22 protein-coding genes and 1 riboswitch are annotated in these 23,892 nt (G+C 71.8%); of the genes, 15 read left to right on the top strand and 7 right to left on the bottom strand.

Going from position 1 to position 23,892, the window contains the following annotated elements:
- Positions 1 to 94: 94 nt before the first annotated feature.
- Complete coding sequence (locus LMI96_RS06460; protein ID WP_228360889.1) at positions 95 to 1,546, bottom strand: L,D-transpeptidase; 1,452 nt, start codon at positions 1,544 to 1,546, stop codon at positions 95 to 97.
- Positions 1,547 to 1,720: 174 nt separating this feature from the next.
- Here LMI96_RS06460 and LMI96_RS06455 point away from each other — a divergent pair, with 174 nt between their 5' ends.
- The 6 genes from LMI96_RS06455 (at position 1,721) to LMI96_RS06430 (ending at position 7,869) form a co-directional block, all read left to right on the top strand.
- Positions 1,721 to 2,920 (top strand): ROK family transcriptional regulator, encoded by a 1,200-nt coding sequence (locus LMI96_RS06455; RefSeq protein ID WP_228360888.1) that lies wholly within the window; start codon positions 1,721 to 1,723, stop codon positions 2,918 to 2,920.
- A gap of 68 nt (positions 2,921 to 2,988) precedes the next feature.
- The gene (locus LMI96_RS06450; RefSeq protein WP_228360887.1) at positions 2,989 to 4,257 is read left to right on the top strand and encodes an extracellular solute-binding protein; all 1,269 of its coding nucleotides are present in this window, start codon (positions 2,989 to 2,991) and stop codon (positions 4,255 to 4,257) included.
- A 79-nt stretch (positions 4,258 to 4,336) separates the two neighbouring features.
- Complete coding sequence (locus LMI96_RS06445) at positions 4,337 to 5,302, top strand: carbohydrate ABC transporter permease (RefSeq protein ID WP_228360886.1); 966 nt, start codon at positions 4,337 to 4,339, stop codon at positions 5,300 to 5,302.
- Positions 5,299 to 6,174, top strand: coding sequence for a carbohydrate ABC transporter permease (locus LMI96_RS06440; protein WP_228360885.1), 876 nt, complete (start codon positions 5,299 to 5,301; stop codon positions 6,172 to 6,174). The genes LMI96_RS06445 and LMI96_RS06440 overlap by 4 nt, the downstream gene beginning before the upstream one ends.
- Entirely contained in the window at positions 6,174 to 7,097 is a 924-nt protein-coding gene (locus tag LMI96_RS06435; protein WP_228360884.1) for an ROK family protein, read from the top strand. The genes LMI96_RS06440 and LMI96_RS06435 overlap by 1 nt, the downstream gene beginning before the upstream one ends.
- The gene (locus LMI96_RS06430; protein WP_228360883.1) at positions 7,090 to 7,869 is read left to right on the top strand and encodes a glucosamine-6-phosphate deaminase; all 780 of its coding nucleotides are present in this window, start codon (positions 7,090 to 7,092) and stop codon (positions 7,867 to 7,869) included. The genes LMI96_RS06435 and LMI96_RS06430 overlap by 8 nt, the downstream gene beginning before the upstream one ends.
- Positions 7,870 to 7,959: 90 nt before the next feature.
- On the opposite strand, the gene LMI96_RS06425 is transcribed toward LMI96_RS06430, so the two are convergent.
- From LMI96_RS06425 to LMI96_RS06415, 3 genes are read right to left on the bottom strand one after another with little or no spacing between them, the layout of a single operon-like run.
- Positions 7,960 to 8,382, bottom strand: a complete 423-nt coding sequence (locus tag LMI96_RS06425; RefSeq protein WP_228360882.1) for a YrdB family protein — start codon at positions 8,380 to 8,382, stop codon at positions 7,960 to 7,962.
- Between the two features lie 10 nt (positions 8,383 to 8,392).
- On the bottom strand, positions 8,393 to 9,568 hold the full coding sequence (nagA, locus tag LMI96_RS06420) for an N-acetylglucosamine-6-phosphate deacetylase (RefSeq protein ID WP_228360881.1): 1,176 nt from the start codon (positions 9,566 to 9,568) through the stop codon (positions 8,393 to 8,395).
- The gene (locus tag LMI96_RS06415) at positions 9,565 to 11,157 is read right to left on the bottom strand and encodes a beta-N-acetylhexosaminidase (protein ID WP_228360880.1); all 1,593 of its coding nucleotides are present in this window, start codon (positions 11,155 to 11,157) and stop codon (positions 9,565 to 9,567) included. Before LMI96_RS06415 ends, nagA begins: the two co-directional genes overlap by 4 nt.
- Positions 11,158 to 11,204: 47 nt before the next feature.
- A riboswitch (ZMP/ZTP riboswitch) is annotated at positions 11,205 to 11,288 on the top strand.
- 37 nt (positions 11,289 to 11,325) lie between these two features.
- Between LMI96_RS06415 and glyA the strand changes: the two genes are divergently transcribed.
- The 3 genes from glyA (at position 11,326) to LMI96_RS06400 (ending at position 15,095) form a co-directional block, all read left to right on the top strand.
- Positions 11,326 to 12,600, top strand: coding sequence for a serine hydroxymethyltransferase (gene glyA / locus LMI96_RS06410; protein WP_228360879.1), 1,275 nt, complete (start codon positions 11,326 to 11,328; stop codon positions 12,598 to 12,600).
- A 209-nt stretch (positions 12,601 to 12,809) separates the two neighbouring features.
- On the top strand, positions 12,810 to 13,691 hold the full coding sequence (locus LMI96_RS06405) for a bifunctional methylenetetrahydrofolate dehydrogenase/methenyltetrahydrofolate cyclohydrolase (protein WP_223721826.1): 882 nt from the start codon (positions 12,810 to 12,812) through the stop codon (positions 13,689 to 13,691).
- Positions 13,692 to 13,772: 81 nt separating this feature from the next.
- The gene (locus tag LMI96_RS06400) at positions 13,773 to 15,095 is read left to right on the top strand and encodes an amidohydrolase family protein (RefSeq protein WP_228360878.1); all 1,323 of its coding nucleotides are present in this window, start codon (positions 13,773 to 13,775) and stop codon (positions 15,093 to 15,095) included.
- A gap of 93 nt (positions 15,096 to 15,188) precedes the next feature.
- On the opposite strand, the gene LMI96_RS06395 is transcribed toward LMI96_RS06400, so the two are convergent.
- The gene (locus tag LMI96_RS06395; RefSeq protein WP_228360877.1) at positions 15,189 to 16,181 is read right to left on the bottom strand and encodes a PDR/VanB family oxidoreductase; all 993 of its coding nucleotides are present in this window, start codon (positions 16,179 to 16,181) and stop codon (positions 15,189 to 15,191) included.
- A 189-nt stretch (positions 16,182 to 16,370) separates the two neighbouring features.
- Here LMI96_RS06395 and LMI96_RS06390 point away from each other — a divergent pair, with 189 nt between their 5' ends.
- From LMI96_RS06390 to LMI96_RS06375, 4 genes are read left to right on the top strand one after another with little or no spacing between them, the layout of a single operon-like run.
- Positions 16,371 to 17,681, top strand: coding sequence for an amidohydrolase family protein (locus LMI96_RS06390; protein ID WP_228360876.1), 1,311 nt, complete (start codon positions 16,371 to 16,373; stop codon positions 17,679 to 17,681).
- Positions 17,678 to 18,424, top strand: a complete 747-nt coding sequence (locus tag LMI96_RS06385) for an ABC transporter ATP-binding protein (protein WP_228360875.1) — start codon at positions 17,678 to 17,680, stop codon at positions 18,422 to 18,424. The genes LMI96_RS06390 and LMI96_RS06385 overlap by 4 nt, the downstream gene beginning before the upstream one ends.
- Positions 18,421 to 19,293: an ABC transporter permease gene (locus LMI96_RS06380; protein ID WP_223721831.1), complete on the top strand. Its 873-nt coding sequence runs from the start codon at positions 18,421 to 18,423 to the stop codon at positions 19,291 to 19,293. The genes LMI96_RS06385 and LMI96_RS06380 overlap by 4 nt, the downstream gene beginning before the upstream one ends.
- A gap of 60 nt (positions 19,294 to 19,353) precedes the next feature.
- Positions 19,354 to 20,562, top strand: a complete 1,209-nt coding sequence (locus LMI96_RS06375; RefSeq protein ID WP_228360874.1) for a hypothetical protein — start codon at positions 19,354 to 19,356, stop codon at positions 20,560 to 20,562.
- Between the two features lie 84 nt (positions 20,563 to 20,646).
- On the opposite strand, the gene LMI96_RS06370 is transcribed toward LMI96_RS06375, so the two are convergent.
- Positions 20,647 to 21,273, bottom strand: coding sequence for a cyclodeaminase/cyclohydrolase family protein (locus LMI96_RS06370; RefSeq protein ID WP_228360873.1), 627 nt, complete (start codon positions 21,271 to 21,273; stop codon positions 20,647 to 20,649).
- A gap of 35 nt (positions 21,274 to 21,308) precedes the next feature.
- Here LMI96_RS06370 and LMI96_RS06365 point away from each other — a divergent pair, with 35 nt between their 5' ends.
- Positions 21,309 to 22,139 (top strand): hypothetical protein, encoded by an 831-nt coding sequence (locus tag LMI96_RS06365; protein WP_228360872.1) that lies wholly within the window; start codon positions 21,309 to 21,311, stop codon positions 22,137 to 22,139.
- Positions 22,136 to 23,185: a methylenetetrahydrofolate reductase C-terminal domain-containing protein gene (locus LMI96_RS06360; RefSeq protein ID WP_228360871.1), complete on the top strand. Its 1,050-nt coding sequence runs from the start codon at positions 22,136 to 22,138 to the stop codon at positions 23,183 to 23,185. The genes LMI96_RS06365 and LMI96_RS06360 overlap by 4 nt, the downstream gene beginning before the upstream one ends.
- 5 nt (positions 23,186 to 23,190) lie before the next feature.
- Here LMI96_RS06360 and LMI96_RS06355 read toward each other — a convergent pair whose 3' ends face one another.
- Positions 23,191 to 23,799: a helix-turn-helix domain-containing protein gene (locus LMI96_RS06355; protein WP_228360870.1), complete on the bottom strand. Its 609-nt coding sequence runs from the start codon at positions 23,797 to 23,799 to the stop codon at positions 23,191 to 23,193.
- Between the last annotated feature and the right edge of the window lie 93 nt (positions 23,800 to 23,892).

The following is a 23,892-nucleotide window of genomic DNA, read 5'->3' as shown; positions in this document are numbered from 1 at the left end:
GTTCGTCGTGTGCTCTGGGGGGGGGGGGCCCCCCCCCCCCCCCCGGGGGGGGGGGGGGGCCCCCCCCCCCCCCCCCCCCGTCGTTCGGTCTCGCTCAGTGGTGAACGGAGACCTCGGTGCCGTTGGGTGCCCAGTCGAACACGAACTTCGCCTGCGACACCGGCATGTTGACGCAGCCGTGGCTCATCGGGTTGCCGAAGTTGTTGTGCCAGTAGGCGCCGTGGAAGCCCACGTCCGGCGCGAAGTAGGTCACCCAGGGGACGTCCTTCGTGCAGTAGGCCGAGGTCGGGCCGCACCCCATGTCTTGCATGGACACGTGGGCGAAGACCTCGAAGTTGCCGGTGGGCGTCGCGGTGCCCGGAAGACCCGACGAGACCGCCCAGCTCTGCACGACCTGGTCGTTCTCGTAGAGAACCGCGCGCTGCGTGGAGAGGTTCACATCGATGTGCCGGTACAGCGCCGTCGTCTGGAACGGTGTTTCTGCGACGGTGAGGCGGTAGGCGGCGTCGCCGCCGGCGAGCTGCGCGGCGAACGCGCTCGCGATGCTCGAGGTGTCGCCGAGGCTGCGTCCGGCCAGGCCCGCGGTGAGTTCCTTGAGGGTTTCGCCCGCGGAGTTGGTGACCACCGTGGCGTTGACCGGCGCGCGGTCGACGAGGCCCGGGAGCGTGTCGACGGTCGCCTGGATCGCGCCGGCATCCGCCGCGAGGGCGATGTCGCCGTCGACGTCCGACACGGTGAGCCAGGATGCGGCGACCGCGCGGTCGACCGGCACGGTGCGCTCGTCGCCGACGTAGAAGCCGACCGTGTCGAGCAGGCCGTTCAAGCGCCCGACGGCGGCATCGGCCTCGGGCGTCGTGACCGCGGCTTCGACCGGGACGACCGTCGCGTCGATGCGCGCGGTGCCCGCTCCGCTCGTGAAGGCGTCTTCCAGAGCCGCACGGACGGTCGCGAGGTCGAGCCCCGCGCCCTCGGCGGCCGGCGTCGTGACGTAGGAGGCGGATGCAGCGTCGAAAGCGACCGTCGCGTCGACCGGGTCGACGTAGGCCGCGCCCGCGGCAGAGCGCAACGACTCTTCCGCCTGCGTCGCGTCGATGGCCACGTCGGCGTCGATCGGCGCCGAGTTCCACTGGGTCACGTTCCACATCGGGTGCGCGGCGAACGCGGCTTCGGCGAGGGCCCGAGCGTCGACCGTCGCGCCGAGGTCGGCTCCCGTGACGGTGGCGACTCCGTCGGCGGTCTCGAGCTCGACGGTCGTTCCGGCCAGGCGCGCCTGGAGGGCGTCGGCAGCGGCGCCCACCGTGAGGCCGCCGACCGGGACTCCGGCGACCGCCGTTCCGGGGGCGATGAGGATGAGGGAGAGCACGGCGGCCGCAGCCGCGACGACGCCGCCGGGGATGCCGAGCCAGAGTCCGAGGTGCCGCTTCTTCGCGGCCGGCTCTTCCGGTGCCCAGGCATAGGTGGGCGCATCGATATCGCCCGAGTCGCCACCCTGGGGCGAAACGGACGTGTCGGTCTGCGGCGTCGGGCCGGTCACGAGATCGGTCACGCGCTCACCCCCTGCGAGTCATGTGTCTTCTCATGGTACGCGACCGCTCGGGCGTGTCGGCAACGATCCGGTCTCGACTGCGGCGCATCTCGATCGTGCGTCCGAAGGTAACGGTCATGTAAAACCGGGTGCCGGTGGTTGCGTTCGATTTGTTTGTAAGGTCTACTAACAAACATGACTGCATCGGAAGTGCAGCGCGGCTCTTCCTCCTCGGGTTCCGCGCACCCTCGCACCGACCTCGCCTCCCTCCCGGCCACCGGCCGTGCCCGACGGGGTGCCGCGAAGGTGCTGCCGGAGCACGCCCGCGGCCACAACCGCTCGCTCGTGCTGCAGACGCTGTTCCACGCCGGAGCCATGAGCCGGGCCGATCTCTCTCGGGAGACCGGCCTCACCCGCGTCACCATCTCGGACCTCGTCGCCGAGCTCATCACCGACGGCTTCATCACCGAGAAGGGGCCGCGGGAGTCCGCCCGCCCCGGCAAACCCGCGATCCTCGTGGACGTGGACCGCACCGGCCACCGCATCGTCGGCATCGACCTGTCGGGCAACGACGTCTTCATCGGCGCCATCCTCACCCTCGACGGCGACATCGTCGCGCGGCGCGAGGTGCCGCATCCGTCCGACGCGGCCAACGTGCTCGACACCGTGATCGATCTCGCCCGCGCCCTCGTGGCGGACGCCCACGAGCCCGTGCTCGGAATCGGCATCGGAACGCCGGGCGTTATCGATGACCGGGGAGTCGTGCTCACGGCGCCGAACCTCGGCTGGGTCGGCTTCGATCTCGAGGGAGTCCTCGTCGAGGCGCTCGGTCTTCCGGTGCTGGTCGCGAACGACGCGAACGCGGCGGTGCTCGCGGAATACACGTTCGGCGGCGCGAACGAGGACGTGCTGCTCGTGAAGGTCGGCAGCGGTGTCGGCTCGGGCCTGCTCGCGGGCGGACAGCCGATGCGCGGCAGCCGCTTCGCCGCAGGCGAGATCGGGCACGTCACTGTCGGCACCGACGGCGGCCCGCAGTGCGCGTGCGGCAAAGTCGGATGCCTCGAAGCGTGGCTGTCGGTGCCCTCGCTCAGCGCGCGGCTCGCGCAGGAGTCCGACCCGGAGGCCCGATCGCTCGTGCTGCGCGACGCGGGGGAGCGCCTGGGCATCGCCCTCGCCCCCGTCGTCGGCGCCCTCGACCTGTCGGAGATCGTGCTCTCCGGCCCCCCTGAACTCCTCGACGGTGTGCTTGCGCAGGCCACCGTCGAGGCCCTCCGCACCCGAACGCTCGCTCCATTCCACGAGGGCGTCCAGGTACGGATGACGGCGCAAGGCCAGGACATCGTCCTGCGCGGAGCAGCCGTCATGGTCTTGACCGCGAGACTCGGCGTCTCGTAGCGGACCACGCGGGGCGAGCCGTCGGCGCGTCCCACCACCACACCTGAGAGAGAACAGAAGGACAACGCATGAAGAAGTCCCTCGGAGCCGTCGCCCTGTTGGGTGCGTCGGCGCTTACGCTCGCCGGTTGCGCCGGAAGCGGCGGCGGCTCGACCGAGTCGTCATCCGCAGAGATCCGTGTCTGGCTCGCCGGCACCGATACCTCGCAGGACGCGCGCGACTACTTGACCCAGACGTTCGAAGACGAGAATCCGGGCTCCACTCTGGTCATCGAAGAGCAGCAGTGGACGGGTCTGGTCGACAAGCTGACCACCAGCCTGTCCTCGAACGACAGCCCCGACGTCGTCGAGATGGGCAACACCCAGGCGCCCGCCTTCACCTCCAGCGGCGCGCTCCTCAGCCTCGACGACATCGCCGCCGATCTCGGCGGAGACGACCTGCTGCCCGGCTTCGTCGAGGCCGGTACGTGGGACGGCACGCTGTACGCGGTGCCCTACTACTCCGGCGCACGCGTGGTGTTCTACAACACGGCCCAGTACGCCCAGGCGGGCGTCGCGGTGCCGACGACGCTCGACGAGTACGTGTCGAACGCCGTCACCCTCGCGGGTGCGCTGCCCGGTGTGTCCGGGGTCTACTTCCCCGGCAAGGACTGGTACAACGCGCTCCCCTTCGTCTGGGCGAACGGCGGCGAGGTCGCCATGCAGGCGGACGACGGCAGCTGGGACGCACAGCTCTCCAGCGACGAGTCGATCGCCGGCCTCACGCAGGTGCAGGAGCTGCAGGAGAAGGCGTCGCTCGCCCCGAAGGACGGCGACGAGACCGAGGGCTGGGTGCCGTTCCGCACGGGCGAGGCCGCGACCTACTCTGCGCCGAGCTGGGCGTACTGGTCGATCGTCGCCGACGAGGACAAGCAGCCCACGCCCCTCACCGACACGACGGGGTACTTCGCCCTGCCGGGCGCGGACGGGGATGCCGCACCGGTGTTCGCCGGTGGCTCCAACATCGGGATCGCCGCGAAGTCCGCGCATCCGGACCTCGCGAAGTCGGCGCTCGAGATCATGCTGAGCGACGAGTACCAGTCGATCCTCGCCGAAGGCGGCCTGGTGCCGGCGAAGACGTCGCTCGGTGACAAGGTCGCTGCGGCGACGCCCGAGCTCGCGACCGTCATCGCCGAGGCCGCGGCCAACGCCAAGCTGACTCCGGCGTCGCCGAAGTGGGCGGATGTGGAAGCGCAGGGCGTCATGCAGGACCTGTTCGTCAACATCGCGAACGGCGGCGACGTGGCGTCGCTCGCCGCAGCGGCCGACGAGCAGATCGAATCCATCCTGAACGGCTGATCGCGACCCCGCGCCCGGCGTCATCCGCCGGGCGCGGGGCGCCGCATCCGAGTACACGTCCGATCGTCCGAGGAGTTCCATGTCCGTCCAGGCCCCGCCTGCCCCGCCGACGCGGGGACCGGAGAGCGTGCACGACGCGCCCGCCCCGCCGCGCCGGCGCCGCGCGCAGAAAGCGCCGCTCCTGCTGATCGCGCCGGCGCTCATCATGCTCGTCGTGTTCATCGGCTGGCCCCTCGTGCAGATGATCGTCATGTCGTTCCAGGAGTTCGGGCGCCCGCAGATCTTCGGCGCCCCGGCGCCGTTCGTCGGCCTGGCGAACTACGTCGCGGTGCTCGGCGACCCGCAGTTCTGGCTCGTCCTCGCCCGCAGCATCGCCCTCTGCGTCGTCTGCGTCGCGCTCACGATGACCCTCGGCGTGCTCGTCGCGCTGCTGATGGCCAAACTCGGCCGGGTCATGCGGCTCGCGGTCTCTCTCGCGCTGCTGCTGGCGTGGGCGATGCCCGCGCTCACCGCGACGATCGTGTGGGGCTGGATCTTCGACACCCAGTACGGTCTCGTGAACTATGCGCTGACCCAGCTCACCGGCACCGACTGGACCGGGCATAGCTGGCTTATCGAACCGCTCAGCTTTTTCACGGTGGCCGCGATCATCATCACGTGGGGGGCGATCCCGTTCGTCGCCTTCTCGGTGTACGCGGGACTCAGTCAGATCCCGACCGAGGTGACGGAGGCCGCATCCCTCGACGGTGCCGGCGCCGTCGCACGCTTCCGCTTCATCCTGCTGCCGTATCTGCGGTCGATCCTCTTCGTTCTGCTGATCCTGCAGGTCATCTGGGATCTGCGGGTGTTCGCGCAGATCTACGCCCTGCAGACGATCGGCGGCGTCCGCGCCGACACCAACACGATCGGCGTCTACATCTACAGCGTCTCGATGGCGTCCGGCGACCTCGGCTCCGGGGGCGCGATCTCCGTCATCCTCGTCGTCGTCATGCTGCTCATCTCGGCCGCCTACATCCGTTCGATGCTGCGTGAGGACAACGCATGACCGCGCCCGCCGTCCGCATCCGTCCCTCCAGCGTGGGCGCTCGCCGCATCCGTCCGGGGCGCGTGCTCCTGAACCTGGCCGCCCTCGTCGTCATCGTCTGTGCGGTGTTCCCCGTGTACTGGATGGTGAACACGTCGCTCCTGCCCTCGTCGGCGACCAAGACCGCGACGCCGCACCTGTGGCCCGACCAGTTCACGCTGCGCAACTACGCGACCGCGTTCGCGGACGGCGGTTTCGTCGCCGCGCTCGGTGTGTCGGTCTCCGTCACCCTCCTCGCGCTCGTCGTCAGCCTCGTCTTCGCGTTCCTCGCGGCGGTGGCGGTATCGCGCTTCCGGTTCCGCAGTCGGAAGACGTTCATCGTCGCGATCCTCGTGGTGCAGATGATCCCGGCCGAGGCGCTCATCATCTCCACGTTCCGCGTGCTCGACAGCTGGGCGCTCGTCAACACGATCATCGGCCTCACGTTCGTCTACGTGGCGCTCGTGCTGCCCTTCACGATCTGGACCCTCCGCGGATTCGTGAACGGCGTGCCGGCCGAGCTCGAAGAGGCCGCGATGATCGACGGATGCAGCCGCACCGGCGCGTTCTGGCGGGTCACGTTCCCGCTCCTGGCTCCCGGTCTCGTCTCCACCGGAGTGTTCGCGTTCATCCAGGCGTGGAACGAGTTCGTCTTCGCGCTCGTGATCATGACCCGCCCCGAATCGCAGACCCTGCCGATCTGGCTCCGGAGCTTCGTGCAGGTGACGAAGGCCACCGACTGGTCGGTCGTGATGGCCGCGTCGAGCCTGATGGCGATCCCCGTCATCATCTTCTTCCTGCTCGTGCAGCACCGCATGGCCAGCGGGCTCATGTCGGGCGCGGTGAAGGGGTGATGCGCGTCGGACTCGACGTCGGCGGCACCAAAACGGATGCGGTCGTCGTCGACGCGCACGATGCGGTGATCGGCAGCGTCCGGCTGCCCACGCTCTGGGGGCCGGACGGCGTCGCCCGCACGGTCGTCGATGCGGTCGCCGCGCTCGGCGCACGTGCGGGTGTCGACCCGGGATCGTTCGCCTCCGTGGGTATCGGGATGCCGGGGCAGGTGCGTCCGGGCACCATGCGCGTCTCGCACGCCCTGAATCTCGGCATCGATCGGATGGACGTGCGCGAGACCCTCGCGCCGCTGCTCGGACTCCCGGTGCGCGTGGAGAACGACGTCAAGGCCGCCGCGGTGGGCGCGGCCGTGCTGCAGGGGCGCGACAGCATCGCGTACCTGAACCTCGGCACCGGCGTCGCCGCGGGCATCGTCGTCGGCGGCCGGGTCTGGCGCGGACGCCGCGGCGCCGCGGGCGAGGTCGGGCACATCTCGATCGACCCGCACGGCCCCGAATGCCGGTGCGGGGGGCGCGGATGCATCGAGTCGCTCGCGGGCGGCGCATCGATCGCCGCACGATGGGAGCGGCCGGGGGAGTACCCGGTACGCGACGTGTTCGACGCGGCCGACGGCGGTGACGCCCTCGCGATCGAGCTGCGCGCGGGCCTGGCTTCCGCGGTGGCGGCGGCGGTCCGCATCCTGGTTCTCACCGCCGACGTCGACGCCGTCGTGCTCGGCGGCGGGCTCACCGCGCTCGCCGACCGGATGCTGCCCGAGGTGCGCGCGGCGCTGTCGCGCGGGGCGGCCGGCTCGCCGTTCCTCCGCTCCCTCGCCCTCGCGGATCGGGTCGAGGTTCTGCCGCCGGGGTCTCCCGCGGCGGCGCTGGGGGCGGCGATCGTGGGCGGAACTCGAGACACGGAAGAGGTGGTCGTGCATGGCTGAGGTCGTCATCGTGGAGTCCGAGGCGGAGGCGGGGGCGCTCGTCGCCGACGAGATCGCCCGCCGGGTCTCCGCGCGGCCCGACGCCGTGCTCGGACTGGCGACCGGGTCCACCCCGCTCCCCGTGTACGAGGCGCTGACCTCCCGTCTGGCGGGTGTCAATGTTTCGCAGGTGCGCGGCTTCGCGCTCGACGAGTACGTCGGCCTCGACCCGCAGCATCCGGAGAGCTACCGGTCCGTCATCCACCGGGAGGTCGTGGTCCCGCTCGGCCTCGACGCGGATCGGGTGCAGGTGCCCGATGGGCGGCTCGCCGGGATCGAGACGGCGGGCGACGAGTACGAACGGGCGATTCGGGCCGCGGGAGGGGTGGACCTGCAGATCCTCGGGATCGGCACCGACGGCCACATCGGCTTCAACGAGCCCGGCTCGTCGTTCGCGTCGCTCACGCGGGTGAAGACCCTGACGGCGCAGACCCGCGCCGACAACGCGCGCTTCTTCGCCCACCCGGACGACGTGCCCCGCCACTGCGTCACGCAGGGGCTCGGCACGATCCTGCGCGCCGGACACCTCGTGCTGCTCGCGTTCGGGCAGGGGAAAGCGGATGCGGTCGCCGGCGCGGTCGAGGGGCCCCTCACGGCGATGCTGCCCGGGTCGGCGATTCAGCTGCATCCGCACGCGACGGTCATCGTCGACGCCGCGGCGGCGTCGCGGCTGCGCCTCGCGGACTACTACCGTGCGGCGTGGCGCGACAAGCCGGACTGGCAGGGGCTCTGAGTCCCGGGGCTCCGGTCGACGCCGGGGCGCCGGAGGCGACTCGGGCGCGGTGGAGGGTTGGTGAAGCGGCGCCGGGCCGAGCGAAGCGGCTCAGGCGAAGCGGCGTCGGCCGGCGATGGCGCCGACCGTGATCGCGATGACGGCGTAGACGACGCCGACCCAGGTGAGGCCCATCGCCCAGAACGCCGCGGTCGCCCCGGCGTACACGAGCAGCTCGACGATCGCCCGCACGAACGGGTGCACGGAGAAGACGGCCCGCGGCGACACGAAGAGCGCCCACAGCAGGATCGCGGCGACGGGCGTCCCGATGCCGGCGACGACGTTCCACGGGAACACCCAGAAGACGAAGCCCCACACCGCGAGCACGAGGAACGCGACGATCTCGCAGACGAACGCGAGCACCTCGACCGCGCTGAGCGGTCGGCGCGTGCCCGCGGGCAATTCGTTCGCCGCCGACCCGTCGCCGCCGGTCGAGAGCGGGGCGGAGGAGGGGGCGGGGCGCGGATCGGTCACGAATTCCATTCTACGAGCGCGACGCGGCTCCCCGATCCGGGACGCCGGCGGTCCAGACCCCGTGCACGCGCAGGTCGTCCGACAACAGCACGAGATCGCCGAGGGCGCCAGGGACGAGCCGCCCGAGGTCCGCGCGACCGATCGCCTGCGCCGGGGTCGTCGTCAGGGCCTGCACCGCGACGGCCAGCGGAACACCCGCTCCCACCGCGACCCGGAGCGCGGCGTCCTGGGTCAGGGTCGAGCCCGCGATGGTGTCGGTGCCCGCGATCCGCACCTCGCCGCCGCGGACCGTGACGTCGAGGCCGCCGAGCAGATAGTCGCCCTCGGGCGCGCCCGCCGCCGCCATGGCGTCGGTCACGAGCGCGATGCGGCCGGGGGCCGTGGCGCACAGCATCCGCACGATGATCGGATGCAGGTGCACGCCGTCGGCGATGACCTCGAGCGTGATCCGGTCGTCGGCGAGGGCGGCGCCCACCGGCCCGGGGCTGCGGTGATGAAGCCCCGGCATCGCGTTGAAAGCGTGCGTGAGGATCGTCGCCCCGGCATCGAACGCGGCCGCGGCGGTGGCGGCCGCGGCCGCCGTATGACCGATGGCCGCGGCCGCCCCGTGCTCGACCACCCGGCGCACCGCGTCGAGCCCGCCGGCGAGCTCGGGCGCGAGCGTCACCTGGCGGATCGTGCCGGCCCCCGCATCCAGCAGACGATCGAGCGCATCGGGGGCGGGCGCGCGCAGCAGGTCGCCGTCGTGCGCACCGCGGTGGCCCGGGTCGAGGAACGGGCCCTCGAGATGCGAGCCGAGCACATCCGCGTCGGTGCGAGTGAGGTCCGCGACCAGGCGGACGCGTGCGGCGAGGTCGTGAAGCGGCGCCGTCACGAGCGAGATCACTGCGCGCGTCGTGCCGTGCGCGCGGTGTAGGGCACGCGCGGTGCGGATGGCGTCCACGCCGTCTTCGTAGGCGCGGCCCCCGCCGCCGTGGCCGTGCAGGTCGATGAATCCGGCCGTCAGCGCGGCGCCCGCGCCGGCCCGCGCCGCGGCGTCCACGACCGTCGTTTCGGGCGACACGGATGCTCGCCACGAATCCCCGGTTCCGGATGCGGCCACCCGCCCCTCGGCGACGCGCACCCAGCCGTTCTCGGTCACGACGCCGTCGTCGACGACGCGCGCCGAATGGACGATGAGGGTCACGGCGCGGACCCCGCTGCGGATTCGGCGGGGGACGCGGATCCGGCGGGATCGGAGTCGGCCTCGGCTCCTGCGACGGGCGGCGGTGACGCGATGCGGCCGGCGCGGATGCCCGCATCCGCCCACAGCTCAGCGAGTACGGCCACCCGTTCCCGGAACGCGGGCCAGGTGCGCTCGGGGCCGTCGGCCGCCGACCATGCGATCTCGGCCGCCGCGGCGATCCGCGGGAAGACCATGGCTTCGATGTCGGCCTCGGTCGCGAGGGTCTCGGTCCACAGCGCCGCTTCCACGCCGAGGATGTCGCGGTCCGATGCCCGGGCGATGACACGCGTCGGCTCCCACGAATACGCCGCTTCGAGGCTCGTCGGACCGTTCGCCCACTCGAGCCCGAGGGCGGACTGCGCGTCGGGTTTCATGTCGAGGTAGATCGCATCGGCGGGGGAGAGGATGAGGCGGCCGTCGCCGGCGATGAACCCGCGGGCATCCTCGTCCGCGCCGTCGATCGGCGTGACGAAGCCCCAGTACTGCCCGATCGTTCCGGGCGCGATCCCCGCGACGCGACCCGCCTCGTGCCAGGCGACCGGGGTCTTTCCGAGCCCCGCCACGATCTCGGTCGCCCGAGTGAGGAAGTATGCGTAGTCCTCGGCGGACGTGCCGAGGGCCTCGTCTCCGCCGATGTGCAGGAGGGGGCCGGGGGTGAGCGCGGCGATCTCGCCCAGCACATCCGCGAGGAACTTGTAGGTCGCCTCATCGCGGATGCGGAGCGACGAGAACCCGACCGCGAAGCCCGTGTACGGCTCGCCCGGCGTCGGGATGCCGCCGCCGAACGTCGCGGCCGTCTCGGCGACGGAGGCCGAGATCACCGGTGGCTCGACCAGCTCGGGGTAGGCGAGGCCGACCGCGTGCGTGTGCCCCGGAAGGTCGACCTCGGGAACCACGCGCACGTGCCGCGCCGCCGCGTAGGCGACGAGGTGCGCGTAGTCGGCGCCGGTGAAGTGCCCGCCCGGATCGCCGAGCGCCGACGTCTGCGACCCGCGATGAGCGAGCGCGGGCCGGGACTGCAGCGCGAGGCGCCATCCCTGATCGTCGCTCAGATGCAGGTGCAGCACGTTGAGCTTCAGCGCCGCGATGCGATCGATCAGGCGTTCGACGACGGGGACGGGGAAGAAATGGCGGGCGACGTCCAGCATCATCCCGCGGTGCGCGAACCGCGGAGCGTCGCTGATGTCGGCCGCGGGCAGATCCCATCCGCCCGCATCGTTGTGAGAGAGCAGCTGCACGAGCGTCTGGGCGCCGTAGAAGAGGCCGGCCGCATCCGGGGACTCGAGCGCGACACCACCGGGATCGACCCGGAGCCGATAACCCTCCGGCGCCCCGGTGCCGGTGCGGCGCACAGCGATCGTGCGTCCGGACGCGGCGGCGACGGCGACGGCGACGGCGACGCGCAGGCGTACGCCGGTGCGGGCGAGGACGAGATCCGCGATGACGGATGCGACCTCCGCATCGCCGGTGAGAACGACCTCGGGCGACAGGGTGAACACGCCCGCGCGCGTGCTCAGCGACCGCGGGAAGGGGACCACGCCGAGCACCATGTAAGGAACCCTAACAAAATAGTCCCGGACGCCGCATCCGCTATGCTCGTTCCTGTCGCGACTGGCGTTGAGGTGGGCCACCACCGGGGAGCGAACGACACGGTATTCGGCCGTACGCCTGGGCCGATGCGGAACCTCTCTCATCCGATACCGCTGTCAAGGAGTGTCATGACCGACCCGCTCTTCACCGCCCCGCTCGCCGAGGTCGACCCCGAGATCGCCCAGGTGCTCGAGCGCGAACTCGACCGCCAGCGCGGCTACCTCGAGATGATCGCGTCCGAGAACTTCGTGCCCGTCGCCGTCCTGCAGTCGCAGGGGTCGGTGCTGACGAACAAGTACGCGGAGGGATACCCGGGTCGCCGGTACTACGGCGGCTGCGAAGAGGTCGACGTCGCCGAAGAACTCGCGATCGAGCGCGCCAAGACGCTGTTCGGTGCCGGGTTCGCGAACGTCCAGCCGCACTCCGGTGCCTCGGCCAACGCGGCCGTGCTGCACGCGATCGCCCGCCCCGGAGACACCCTCCTCGGCCTTTCGCTGGATCACGGCGGGCACCTGACCCACGGGATGAAGCTGAACTTCTCCGGGCGGCTCTACGACATCGTCGCCTACGGCGTCGACGCCGAGACCTCCCTCATCGACATGGACGAGGTGCACCGCCTCGCCGTGGAGCACAAGCCGAAGGTCATCATCGCCGGCTGGTCGGCCTACCCGCGTCAGCTCGACTTCGCGCGCTTCCGTGAGATCGCCGACGAGGTCGGCGCGTACCTGTGGGTCGACATGGCGCACTTCGCGGGCCTCGTCGCCGCGGGCGTGCACCCGAACCCGGTGCCGCACGCGCACGTCGTCTCGTCGACCGTGCACAAGACGATCGGCGGACCGCGCTCGGGCTTCATCCTGAGCAACGACGCCGACATCGCGAAGAAGATCAACTCGGCCGTCTTCCCCGGGCAGCAGGGCGGCCCGCTCATGCACGTCATCGCGGCGAAGGCCACGGCCTTCAAGCTCGCCGGCACCCCCGAGTTCCGCGAGCGCCAGGAGCGCACCATCCGCGGCGCGCAGATCCTCGCCGAGCGGCTCACGCAGCCCGACGTGGCGGCGGCGGGAATCACGCTCCGCTCCGGCGGAACCGACGTGCACCTCGTGCTCGTGGACCTCCGCGACGCCGCGATCGACGGCAAGCAGGCCGAAGACCTGCTGCACGAGATCCGCATCACGGTGAACCGCAACTCGGTACCGAACGACCCCCGCCCGCCGATGGTGACCTCGGGGCTCCGGATCGGCACGCCCGCGCTCGCGACGCGCGGTTTCGGTGACGCGGAATTCACCGAGGTCGCCGACGTGATCGCGCAGGCGCTGCTTCCGGATGCGGACGTCGAGGCACTGCGCGTGCGCGTCGCCGCCCTCACCGCCGCGTTCCCGCTGTACCCCGGCCTGCAGCAGTAACCCCGGCTGCGTGCCCCCCGCATCCCGACTCTCGGTTGCGGGTTGCCGCGCAGCATCCCTCCCGGCATAGTGATTCGAACGCCCCTGCCGCGAGACGGGATGTTCGCGCCGAGACCGTGGGGTAACCCCTCCGTCTCGGCGCGAAGAACCCGTCTCGCGGTCCGGGGGGTGCGGGATCGCCGCCACGACGACGTGAGGAACACAGACACATGACCGCTCAGAAGCTCGACGGAAAAGCGACCGCCGCGGCGATCAAGGAGGAGCTCCGCGTCCGCGTGGCAGCGCTCGCCGAGAAGGGCGTCACGCCCGGAATCGCGACCGTGCTCGTGGGCGCCGATCCGGCCTCCCAGCTCTACGTTGGCATGAAGCACCGCCAGTCCGAGGCGATCGGGATGAACTCGATCCAGCGCGAGCTGCCCGCCGACGCGACGCAGGAGCAGGTCGAAGCGCTCATCGACGAGCTGAACGCCGATCCGACCTGCCACGGCTACATCGTGCAGCTCCCGCTCCCGAAGCATCTCGACACCGACGCGATCCTCGAGCGGATCGACCCGGCGAAGGATGCGGACGGCCTGCACCCGACGAACCTCGGCCGGCTCGTGCTGAATGTAAACGCGCCGATCACCTCGCCGCTGCCGTGCACGCCCCGCGGCGTCATCGAACTGTTGCGCCGCAACGGCTACGACCTCGGCGGAAAGCACGTCGTGGTCGTCGGTCGCGGCGTCACGATCGGCCGGTCGATCGGGCTGCTGCTCACGCGTCGCGACGTGAACGCCACCGTGACGCTCACGCATACCGGCACCGAGGACATGTCGCAGTACCTCCGGCAGGCCGACGTCATCGTCGCGGCGGCGGGCGTGAAGCACCTCGTGCGGGCCCAGGACGTGAAGCCGGGCGCCGCGGTGCTGGACGTCGGCGTCACGCGCGAGGACGACCCCGAGTCGGGAACGCAGAAGGTGTACGGCGACGTCGATCCGGATGTGGCCGAGGTTGCCGGGTGGCTCTCGCCCAACCCCGGCGGCGTCGGACCGATGACCGTGGCCCTGCTCATGCTGAACGTCGTCGAGGCCGCGGAGCGCGCCGCATCCTGAGCCCGCGCGGATCGTGAACCCGCGCCGCGTGCGGAGCCCGCGGCGCGACGGGCGTGCGGCCGGACGTGGTATCAACGGAGGATGCTGACCCTCACCGGCGCCGACCGCATCCTGATCGATCCGCAGACGGAACGGGGCGGCACGCTGTCGGTCGGGCCCGACGGGCGCATCGCCGCCGAACCGTCCGCGGACCCGGATGCGGTCCCCCTCGACGTGAGCGGCTGCGTCGTCACCGCGGGGCTCGTCAACGCGCACCATCACCTGCTGCAGAGCGGGTTCCGAACCCTTCCAGGCACGCGGGGCGCCGCGATGCGCGACTGGTTGCCGGCGATGGCAGGCGCATATGCCGCAGCCGGCATCGACGCATCGCTGACCCGTGCGACGGCCGCCGTGGGGGTCGCGGAGTCGCTGCTCTCCGGCGTCACGACGGTGGCCGACCACCAGCTGAACTGGCCCGCACCGGGCGAATCTGCAGACCCTGTGGCGGAGACGGTCGAGATCGCGCGGGCGATCTCCGCGGCGGCCGCGTCGCTGGGGGCACGGCTGGTCTTCGTCCGCGGGTCGGCGCGCGATGACCCCGCGCTCGCCGCGGCCAGCGCGGACGCGATCATCGACGACCTGCTGCCCCGCGGCCATGTCGGCGGCGTCACGGACGACGGGATGCGGCAGATCGCCGTCGGGCCCGCGGGCGTGCACTCGGACGGCGAGGCGACCTTCCGAGCGCTCGGCGAGGTGGCCGCCCGTCACGGTGTGCGCCGACGCACCCAGGCCAACGAGCAGGTGGACACCGAGATCGCTCTGGCGCGGTACGGCCGGCGACCGCTCGACCTGCTCGAGGAATGGGGGTGGCTCGCGCCCGACGTCACGATCGCGCACCTCTGCGACGTCACCCCGGACGAGATCGACCGACTCGCCGCGGCGGGGGTGAGCGCGACGCACGCCCCCGGATGCGACGTGCCGATGGGATGGGGCATCGCTCCGGTGGCCCGGCTGCGCGAGGCGGGCCTCCGCGTCGGGTTGGGCACATCGGGCGGCGGCTCGAACGACGCCGGACACCTGCTGGCGGACGCGCGTCTCGCGATGCAGATCTCGGGCCTCGTCGGCCCGCAGCTCCCCGCCCGCGCGGTGCTCGGGATGGCGACGGAGGACGGCGCCGTCGGGCTCGGTCGCGCCGACCTCGGGCACCTCCGGGTCGGGGCCCGCGCCGACATCTGCGTCTGGGATGTCTCCGGGGTCGCGGATGCGGGCGTCGCCGACCCGGTCGCGGGGCTTCTCTGGGCCTCGCCCGGCCGTCGTCCCCGGCACGTGGTGGTGGGCGGCCGCGTGGTCGTCCGGGACTATCGCCTCGTCGGCCACGACGAACACGCCATCGTTGCGGCGCTCCGCGCGCGCCTGCAGAGCTGACGCGAACGCCAGCCGCCACGACCTCGGGCTCACACGAACGCCAGCCGCGGCTGACGCGGGCGAACCCGCCGCGGCACCTCCGGTCCGCGCGGATCAGAGGTCGAGCACGATGAGCGGGCACGCCGCCCGGGAGACGCAGATCATCATGACGTCGCCGTGCTCCTGCTCGAGGGGGGTGAGCACCGAGTCCCGGTGCTCGACCTCGCCCTCGAGGACCGGTACCTCGCAGGTGCCGCACGTGCCGCGGCGGCAGCTGGACAGCACGATCGTCTCGGGGGACTGCTGCCGGATGGCGTCGAGGATCGACTGGTCCGGCGCCACGGTCACGATGTCGCCGCTCGCGGCGAGTTCCACCTCGAACGGCGCGGTCCACACCGGAGCGCCGAACACCTTCGCCTCGAACCGTTCGACGTGCAGTGCCTCGTCGGCGCGTTCGGCGAAGACCTCCTCGAGCGCTTCGAGAAGACGCGCCGGTCCGCAGGCGTAGACGACGCCGTCCGGCCCGACCTCGGCGGCGAGCGCGGCGGGGGAGAGGCGCGCGCCCTCGTCGGCGGCGTGCACCCGCATCCGATCGGGGAATGCGGTGACGAGTTCGTCCACGAACGCCATGGTGCGACGTGACCGGCCCGCGTAGTCGAGGTGCCAGTCGACGCCCGCGGCCTCGGCCGCCGTCACCATGCTGCGGATCGCGGTGATGCCGATCCCGCCCGCAACGAAGCGGTACCGCGTTCCTGCCACCGGTTCGAAGGCGAAGTGGTTGCGCGGGCCCCGGACGCGCACGCGCTGACCGACGCTCACCTCGTCGTGGATGCGCGTCGATCCGCCCCGGCCCGCCCGCTCGCGGAGCACGGCGATCCGCCACGTCCCGCGGTCTGCGGGGTCGCTGCAGAGCGAGTACTGCCGTTCGACCGGGTCGCCCCCGGCGCCGTTCGGGGCGGGGAGGATCACGTCGACATGGGATCCGGCCGTCCAGGCCGGCAGGTCGCGGCCGTTCGGGGAGGCGAGGTCGAAGGCGACGACGCCGCCGGCCAGGTCGGTGCGTCCGGTCACGATCAGATCGCGCTCGACGTCGCTGAAGTAACTCACATCTCTCCTCGCCGTTCGGCCATTCACGCTATCCGCGGCATCCGTCCGACGCGCGCTGCGCGGGATCGTTTAACAGCCCGGCAACACGAGCCGTCGCACATCGAAACACGCTGCGCGTTGAATGCTGCCACATCAATTGTTGGTCACGCCAACAGGATTCAATGACAGCGTGACAGGAAGGCGAGGGTCGTGAGCATCCACCCCGAGGATCTCGAAGCCGGTCAGCAGGTGGCGCGCCTGGACGGCGTGACCCTGCCCGACGGCACGACCGCGACGGTGCACATCACCGACGGCGCCCTGACCGACGGGCGCCCGCATGGCGCTCCGACCGGGCGCGTCAGCGCGGGGACGGATGCGGACGGCACCGGGTGGCTGCTGCTGCCGCCCGCCGCCGACCTGCACGCGCACATCGACAAGGCGTACACGTGGAGCCTCGCGGGCGAACCCGAAGGATCGCTCGAGGATGCCGTCGCGTGCTGGCGCGAATTCGGGGCGACGCTCTCGGAGGAGCAGATCGCCGCGCACGCGCGGCGGCAGCTGGATGCCGCCCTCCGGGCCGGCGTCACCACGATCCGCACCCACGTGAACTACCACGAGGGGGCCGACCCGCTGCGAGGCATCCGGGCGGTGCTCGCCGCGCGCGAGGACTACCGCGGGCTGGTCGACGTGCAGGTGGTCGCGATGCACGGGCAGATCCACGACGACGGTCTCGTCCGCGACGCCCTCGCCCTCGGGGTCGATCTCGTGGGCGCCGCACCTCACCTCAGCGACGACCCGCGCGGAGAGATCGACCGGGCGGCCGCCTTCGCCGAAGCTGCCGGGATCGGCATCGATCTGCACACCGACGAGACCCTGAACCCCGACTCGCTCGACCTCATCGATCTCGCCGAGCGCACGCGGCACTGGCCGCGGGCGATGACCCGGTCGGCGGGCCACTGCGTGAGCCTCGCGGTCCAGCCGCCGGGCCGGCTCGCGGCGGCCCTCGACGCGGCCGCGGAGGCCGGGGTCAGCGTCATCGTCAACCCGCTCACCAACCTCTACCTGCAGGGGTGGCAGCATCCGGTCTCGACGCCGCGGGCGATTCCTCCGCTGCGGGCGATCCTCGACGCGGGCGTGGCGCTCGCCGCCGGCGGCGACAACGTGCAGGATCCCTTCAATCCGCTCGGCAACGGAGACATGGTCGACGTCGCCGCATCCCTCGTGATCGCCGGTCACCTCACCCCGCGGACCGCGTGGGACGTCGTGACGGCGGGGCGTTCCCTCGCGGGCCTGCCGCGCGCGACGGGAGCCGTCGGCGACCCGGCCGATTTCGTGCTGGTGCGCTCCGCATCGGTCGCGGCGGCGCTCGCGGAGCGCGCGCCCGATCGGGTCGTCGTCCGCGCCGGCCGCGTCGTGGCGACGCGCCGCACGCACACGACGACCGTGCCCGTCCCGGCGCACGCCGCGCCCCCCGAGAGGCCCGGGACCCCCGAGCGACAGAGAAAGGCGGTGCAGGCATGAGCGCGACGCTCGCCTCGCCCACGTTGCGTCTGGACGACGTCACGAAGGACTTCACCACCGGCACGCGCGCGCTGACCGGGGTCTCGCTGACGGTCTCCCGGGGCGAGTTCGTCTCGGTCGTCGGTCCCTCCGGATGCGGAAAGTCGACCCTCCTGCGCCTGGCATCGGGTCTGGAGACGATCACGCACGGGACGCTCGACGTCGACGCGGCCGTGACGAGCTTCGTCTTCCAGGACCCGACCCTGCTGGAGTGGCGGAGCGCGCAGAAGAACGTCGAACTCGTCGGCGAACTCGCCGGCACCGGCGCCGCCGAGCGCACCCGCCGTGCCCGCGAGGCGCTCGACCTGGTCGGACTCGGCGGGTTCGAGAAGCAGCATCCGCGTCAGCTCTCCGGCGGAATGCGGATGCGGGTGTCCATCGCCCGGGCACTCGTCGCCGAGCCGCAGCTCGCGCTCTTCGACGAACCCTTCGGCGCCCTCGACGAGATCACCCGGCTGAAGATGCAGACCGAGCTGCAGCGCATCTTCCAGCTCAAGCAGTTCGCCGCGATGTTCATCACGCACTCGATCTCGGAGGCCGTCTACCTCTCCAGCCGGGTGCTCGTGATGAGCGGTCGGCCGGGCCGCATCGTCGACGACATCGAACTGCCCTGGTCGTACCCGCGACCGCCCGAACTGCGTTACGAGCCCGAGTTCGGCCGGATCGCCGGACACATCTCAGCCCTGCTGGAGGAGCACTCGTGAGCGAGAAGACGCTGACCGCCGCCGCACCGACCGCGCCGCCGCCGCTCGGTTCGCCGCGCACCGGCGGATCGTTCTCGCGGGCGGCGAGTGCGACGGGTTCGCGCGTGCTGCCGATCGTGCTGGCGATCCTCGGCATCCTGATCGTCTGGTACGCGGTGTCATACCTCGTGCTGTCGGAGAGCCGCCGCTTCCTGCTGCCGCCCCCGCACCAGGTGTTCACCGAGACCCTCGGCAACCCCCAGGTCATCATGCCGATGCTCACGGCCCTCGGCCAGACGACCAGCGTCGCGCTGATCGGACTCGCGATCGCGGTCGTGCTGGGGATGGGCTGGGCGATCCTCATGTCGCAGTGGCGGATCGCCGAGCGGGTGCTGTACCCGTACGCGGTCATCCTGCAGACCATCCCGATCCTCGCGCTCACGCCCCTCATCGGGATCTGGATGGGGTACGGCATCCCCGCCCGGATCGTCGTGTGCGTGATCATCGCGATCTTCCCGATGATCTCGAACACCCTGTTCGGTCTGCAGTCGGCGGAGCCCTCGGCGCACGACCTCTTCACCCTCAACAAGGCCACGCGGTGGCAGCGGCTCACGAAACTGCAGCTGCCGGCCGCCCTGCCCGCGATCTTCACAGGGCTCCGAAACGCCGCGGGTCTGTCGGTGATCGGCGCGATCGTCGGCGACTTCTTCTTCCAACAGGGATCGCAGGGCATCGGTGGGCTGCTGCGCACCTACACGCTGCGACTCAACATGGAGTCCCTGTTCCTCGCGATCATCTTCACCGCCATCTTCGGCGTGGTCGTGTTCTCCGTCTTCGCCGCCCTGGACCGGGCGATCGTCGGCCGCCTGTTCGGCTGGAAGAACCGCTGATCGCCCCCCTCGACCTGCTCCGCCCGCGCTCCACCCGACCCCCATCCTCTGGAGGAACCCGTGTCGACCGTTTCTGTTTCCCCCCGCCTGCGGCGTGCTCTCGCCGCCGGCGTCGTCCTCTCCCTCGCCGTGAGTCTGGCCGCCTGCTCGGCTGACTCCGATGCCGAACCCGATGCGGCCAGCACCGGCAGTTCGGCACCGGCCGCCGACGCCGGCAGCGCGCTCGACCTGTCCGACGTGTGCCCGGCCACGGTCGTGATGCAGCAGGACTGGCAGCCCGAAGCCGAGCACGGTGCGATGTACGCGCTCGTCGGCGATGACTACACGATCGACACCGACGCGAAGACGGTGACCGGTTCGCTCGTCGCCCAGGGCGTCGACACGGGCGTCGACATCGAGGTGCGCCCCGGCGGACCGAACGTCAACTTCCAGCCCGTACCCGCCCTGATGTATCTCGACACCGACATCCTGATCGGTGCGGTGAACACGGATGCGGCCATCGTCGCGGCGGCCGACCAGCCGACGGTCGCGGTCGCCTCGCAGCTCACCTGGAGCCCGCAGATCCTGATGTGGGACCCGGAGAGCCACCCCGGCGCGGAGACGATCGAGGACGCGACGGCGGACGGCGCGGTGGTCGTGACCTCCGGCGACGTGATCCCGGCGCTCCTCCAATCGCAGGGCATGATCGATTCCTCCCAGGTGGACACCAGCTACGAGGGCACGCCGCAGCGGTTCGTCTCCGACCCGACGATCCTGCAGCAGGGCTTCGCGACGGCCGAACCGTACATCTACGAGAACGAGATCCCCGAGTGGGGTCGTCCGATCGACTACCAGCTGCTGTCCGAGATCGGCTACTCGATCTACCCCGAACCGCTCGCCGTGCGCGCGGATGCGGTCGAGGAGTACGGCGACTGCCTCGCCAAGCTCGTGCCGATCATGCAGCAGTCGCAGCTCGACTTCCTCGAGGACCCGAGCGCCGCGATCGCGCTGATCCTGGACCTCGTCGACCAGTACGACACCGGGTGGACCTACTCGGAGGGCGTCGCGGAGTACTCGGTCGCGCAGCAGCTCGAGCTCGGCATCGTCGAGGACGACCCGGCGACCGGTGTCTTCGGTGCCTTCGACCCCGACCGCATGCAGTCGATCCTCGATGACTTCGTGCCGTTCCTGGTCGAATCCGGAAGCATCTCGTCGTCGGATGCGGACGCGATCGACGTCGATTCGCTCTACACGAACGACTTCCTCGACACGTCGATCTCGATGGGCTGAGCGGAGCTTCTCATGACCTCGATTTCGTCGGCATCCGCGTGGTGGTACGTGGCGCGGATGCCGACGGAACGAGGCCGGGAAGAGTCAGAGCGCCGACGCGACGCCCCGGGCGATCGCGTCCAACGCGTCGGCCGCGAGGATCGCCTCGGCGACCCGCGCGCGGAGCGGGGCGAGCGTCTCGTCCGGGCTTCCCTCGGCGACTGCGACCGTCGTGGCCGCCGTCAGGTTGCTGCGCGCGGTAACCGCGGCGGAGCGCACCCCCGCGGCGAGCGTGTGGCCGGCGACGACCACATCCGGAGCCAGCATCGGCTCCCCGTGCTCGGCGAGCCAGGCGAGCGGCCCCGGCAGGGGCACGCCCAGCCCGGCGACGTCGAGACTCGTGACCGTGGCCTCCCGGAGCGCCTCCGCACGCGCGGCGGTCGCGGCGGCGCCATCCGGGAGCCGGAACGCCGCCACGAGCGCGGCGGATGCGGCCGCGTCGCGGTCGGCGAGAACCAGCGCGCGCTGCCTCGTTTCCGCCGCGAGGTCGAGCGCGCGCGTGCGATCCGCCCCTGCGGGCGCGTAGCCGGCGGTCATGCCGAGCACGGCGGCGCCGATCGCGAGCGTGACCGCCGCGGCCGCACCTCCGCCGGGCGCCGGTTCGGGGGCCGCGAGTCGTTCCAGCCAGGGCGCCAGGGGGCTCGTCGAAGCATCGTCTCCGGGGTGCGTCACGTCGGAAGTCTAGGACGGCGACGGGCGGCGACCGGATGAGCGCCATCGCAACTCCGCACCCGGAATTCTTCTCGCTCGACGGACCCGACCGGCTCGCCGACCGACGCGGAACCCTCGGGCGCACCGCCGCCGCCGAACGGTTCGCCGAGCGCACCCGTCGGCCGGGCCTCGTGTGCGTGACCCTGCCGGCCGAGGTCGCGACGGTCGCCGCCCTGCGCACGGCCGCGCGCCTGCTCGGACCGGTGGTCGACGCTGTGCTGCTCGATGAGCCCGCGGGTGGCGCCGGCCTCGCCCTCACCCACCGGGCGGCCGTGCTGCGCGCCGAGGGCGCCGAGGTCATCGTGGTGCTCGGTCGCCGCGATCGGAACCGGGTGGCGCTGGAGGGCGAACTCGCCGCGCTCGCCGAGATCGACGTCGCCGCCGTACTCATCGCGGCTGGGCACGGGCCGGCGGGCGATGCGGCGGCGGGCGATCCGTCCGGCGGAGTGTGCGACCTGAGCGCGGCGCAGCTCGCCGCGCTCGCCCGGCGCGCGGGTCACACGGTCGCCGTGCCGGAGCCGTTCTCCGCGACCGAGGATCTCGCGCCCGAACCGGATCTCCGGGTGCTCGGAGCCGGCGAGCCGCGGCCGCCCGCCGCGAGGCCGCATCCGGCCCCGCCGATGCTCGCCGTCCTGCCCGTCGACCTCGCCGATGCGGCGCACGGCCCGGCCGCGATCCGAGCGGTCGTCGCAGCGAGCCGCGCCGCGACTCGCCGGCCGGGCGTGGTCGGGGTGCTCCTCGAGGGGCGCCGCGGCGGACGAACGGATGCGGCCGTCTCCGCGACGATCGCGCGCATCGCGGGAGCTGTCCGGGAGGCGCAGGCATGACCGCGACTCTCGAGACGGCCCGGCACGCGGGGTGCCCGAAGACCATGACGTACGGCCCGTGCGGCGGAGTGAACCGCGACGGCACCTGCGAGGTCGCCCCGACGCCCTGCGTCTTTCTCACCGATCGGCTGCCCGTGCCCTGGACCGCGCGGGCGGAGGCGCCCAGAACCCCGCCGCTGTCAGTGGCGGCGCGCGAGTTCGAAGCCATCCGGATGCGGCGCCCCGTTATCCTCACCGGTTTCCCGGTGCGGGCGATGGTCGCCGACGACGTCCTCCGCGCCGCCGATCTGCTGCGCGGCAGTGTCGACGCCGTACTCTCGGGCGATGCGGGTCGGTCCCGCACCCAGTTCCCGCCGTCGTACCGGGCGCTGCTCATGAGCCAGGCGGGGATGCGGGTGTGGATGGGCACCAACACCCGCGACCGCACCCGGGACGCCCTCGACCGCGAACTCGCCTCGATGCGCGAGATCGGCGTCGCCGGGGTGCACTGCGTGACTGGCGACCACACCCGCACCGGCGACCGTCCCGACGCACGGCCCGTCTTCGACCTCGAATCGACGTCGCTCATCCCGCGGGCGCGCCGGCTCGGTCTGCTCGTCTCGTTCGCCGAGTCTCCCGATGCGCCCCCGGTCGCCGTGCGGGGCGGCCGGGTGCGCGAGAAGCAGCGCGCCGGCGGGCAGTTCTGCTTCACGCAGTACTGCGGTGACGCCGCCGATGTCGCGGCATTCGTGGACCGGTGCGCGGATGCGGGCGCCGCCGTCCCGGTCTATCCGGGCGTGCCGCTCGTGGTCGACCGCGAGGGCGCGGAGATGCTCGCCTCTTTCCACGCGGCGACGCTGCCGACGGGGTACCTGGACCGGCTGTTCGCCGCCGAGGACGTGCGCCGCGAGGGCATCCGGCTGGCCATCGAGTACGGTCGGTCGTTGATCGAGGTGCTCGGTGTCGGGGGACTCGTCGTTGCGGGCGGCGCCCGGCACGGTGACGAGGCCGCCTATGCGCGAGCACTCGCGGTCGTGGCCGCCGAGCTCGGGGGAGGGCGGCCGTGAGCGGATCAGCGGTTGTGCTGCTGCTCCTTCACGACGAGCACGCGGCATACGGTACCGGGCGGAGTGCGCCATTTGTGGCGGATGCCGCTCTCGTAATAGGTCGCGTCGCCCGCGTGCAGCAGCACCTCGGAGTCCTCCAGCACGACGATGATCGCGCCCTCGAGCACGTAGACGAACTCTTCCTCATCGTGTTCCCACCAGATGCCGTCATCGTCGAAGCTGCCCGAGAACACCATGGGCAGAAAACGCGCGCGATGCTGCGCGAGCACAGCCACCGGCCCGGTGCCGGCGTCGACCGGCGACCCGGACGACTGCCGGTACACGTGATAGTTGCCCTCGGGTCGGTCGGGTGTCTCGTCGGTCAGCAGGTCCTGCTGGGTGGTGCCGAGCGTGCGGGCGACGCGGAACAGCGACGCCATACTGAGCCGTTCCAACCCTCGCTCGACCTGGCTGAGGAAGGAATGCGACAGCCCCGCCTCCGCCGCCGCTTGCGTCAGGGTGAGCCCGCGGCGCTTGCGGAGTTCGCGGATGCGGGCGCCCAGGGCACGTGCCGCGGCGTCCAGCTCGGCGGACCGATCCGCCCGCACCGACGATGCCTCATCCGTGTCCGTCATGGGTGCAGATTACCGTCGCTCGGGCACTCGGACCGTTCGTCCGGTGCCGAACGTCGCGGCGCGACCAGACCCGGGGCGCGCGCGCCCCGTGCA

This window comes from Microbacterium sp. cx-59 (assembly GCF_020805625.1).
GTDB lineage: Bacteria > Actinomycetota > Actinomycetes > Actinomycetales > Microbacteriaceae > Microbacterium.
Note: the sequence above shows the minus strand (reverse complement) of the source record. Positions and strands in the feature narration are given on the sequence as shown.

Bases quoted from the DNA above. Each gene is read 5' to 3' on its own strand.
- LMI96_RS06455 (WP_228360888.1), top strand. From the start codon at position 1,721: ATGACTGCATCGGAAGTGCAGCGCGGCTCTTCCTCCTCGGGTTCCGCG.
- LMI96_RS06450 (WP_228360887.1), top strand. From the start codon at position 2,989: ATGAAGAAGTCCCTCGGAGCCGTCGCCCTGTTGGGTGCGTCGGCGCTT.
- LMI96_RS06445 (WP_228360886.1), top strand. From the start codon at position 4,337: ATGTCCGTCCAGGCCCCGCCTGCCCCGCCGACGCGGGGACCGGAGAGC.
- LMI96_RS06440 (WP_228360885.1), top strand. From the start codon at position 5,299: ATGACCGCGCCCGCCGTCCGCATCCGTCCCTCCAGCGTGGGCGCTCGC.
- LMI96_RS06435 (WP_228360884.1), top strand. From the start codon at position 6,174: ATGCGCGTCGGACTCGACGTCGGCGGCACCAAAACGGATGCGGTCGTC.
- LMI96_RS06430 (WP_228360883.1), top strand. From the start codon at position 7,090: ATGGCTGAGGTCGTCATCGTGGAGTCCGAGGCGGAGGCGGGGGCGCTC.
- LMI96_RS06415 (WP_228360880.1), bottom strand. From the start codon at position 11,157: ATGGTGCTCGGCGTGGTCCCCTTCCCGCGGTCGCTGAGCACGCGCGCG.
- glyA (WP_228360879.1), top strand. From the start codon at position 11,326: ATGACCGACCCGCTCTTCACCGCCCCGCTCGCCGAGGTCGACCCCGAG.
- LMI96_RS06405 (WP_223721826.1), top strand. From the start codon at position 12,810: ATGACCGCTCAGAAGCTCGACGGAAAAGCGACCGCCGCGGCGATCAAG.
- LMI96_RS06400 (WP_228360878.1), top strand. From the start codon at position 13,773: ATGCTGACCCTCACCGGCGCCGACCGCATCCTGATCGATCCGCAGACG.
- LMI96_RS06385 (WP_228360875.1), top strand. From the start codon at position 17,678: ATGAGCGCGACGCTCGCCTCGCCCACGTTGCGTCTGGACGACGTCACG.
- LMI96_RS06365 (WP_228360872.1), top strand. From the start codon at position 21,309: ATGAGCGCCATCGCAACTCCGCACCCGGAATTCTTCTCGCTCGACGGA.
- LMI96_RS06360 (WP_228360871.1), top strand. From the start codon at position 22,136: ATGACCGCGACTCTCGAGACGGCCCGGCACGCGGGGTGCCCGAAGACC.
- LMI96_RS06355 (WP_228360870.1), bottom strand. From the start codon at position 23,799: ATGACGGACACGGATGAGGCATCGTCGGTGCGGGCGGATCGGTCCGCC.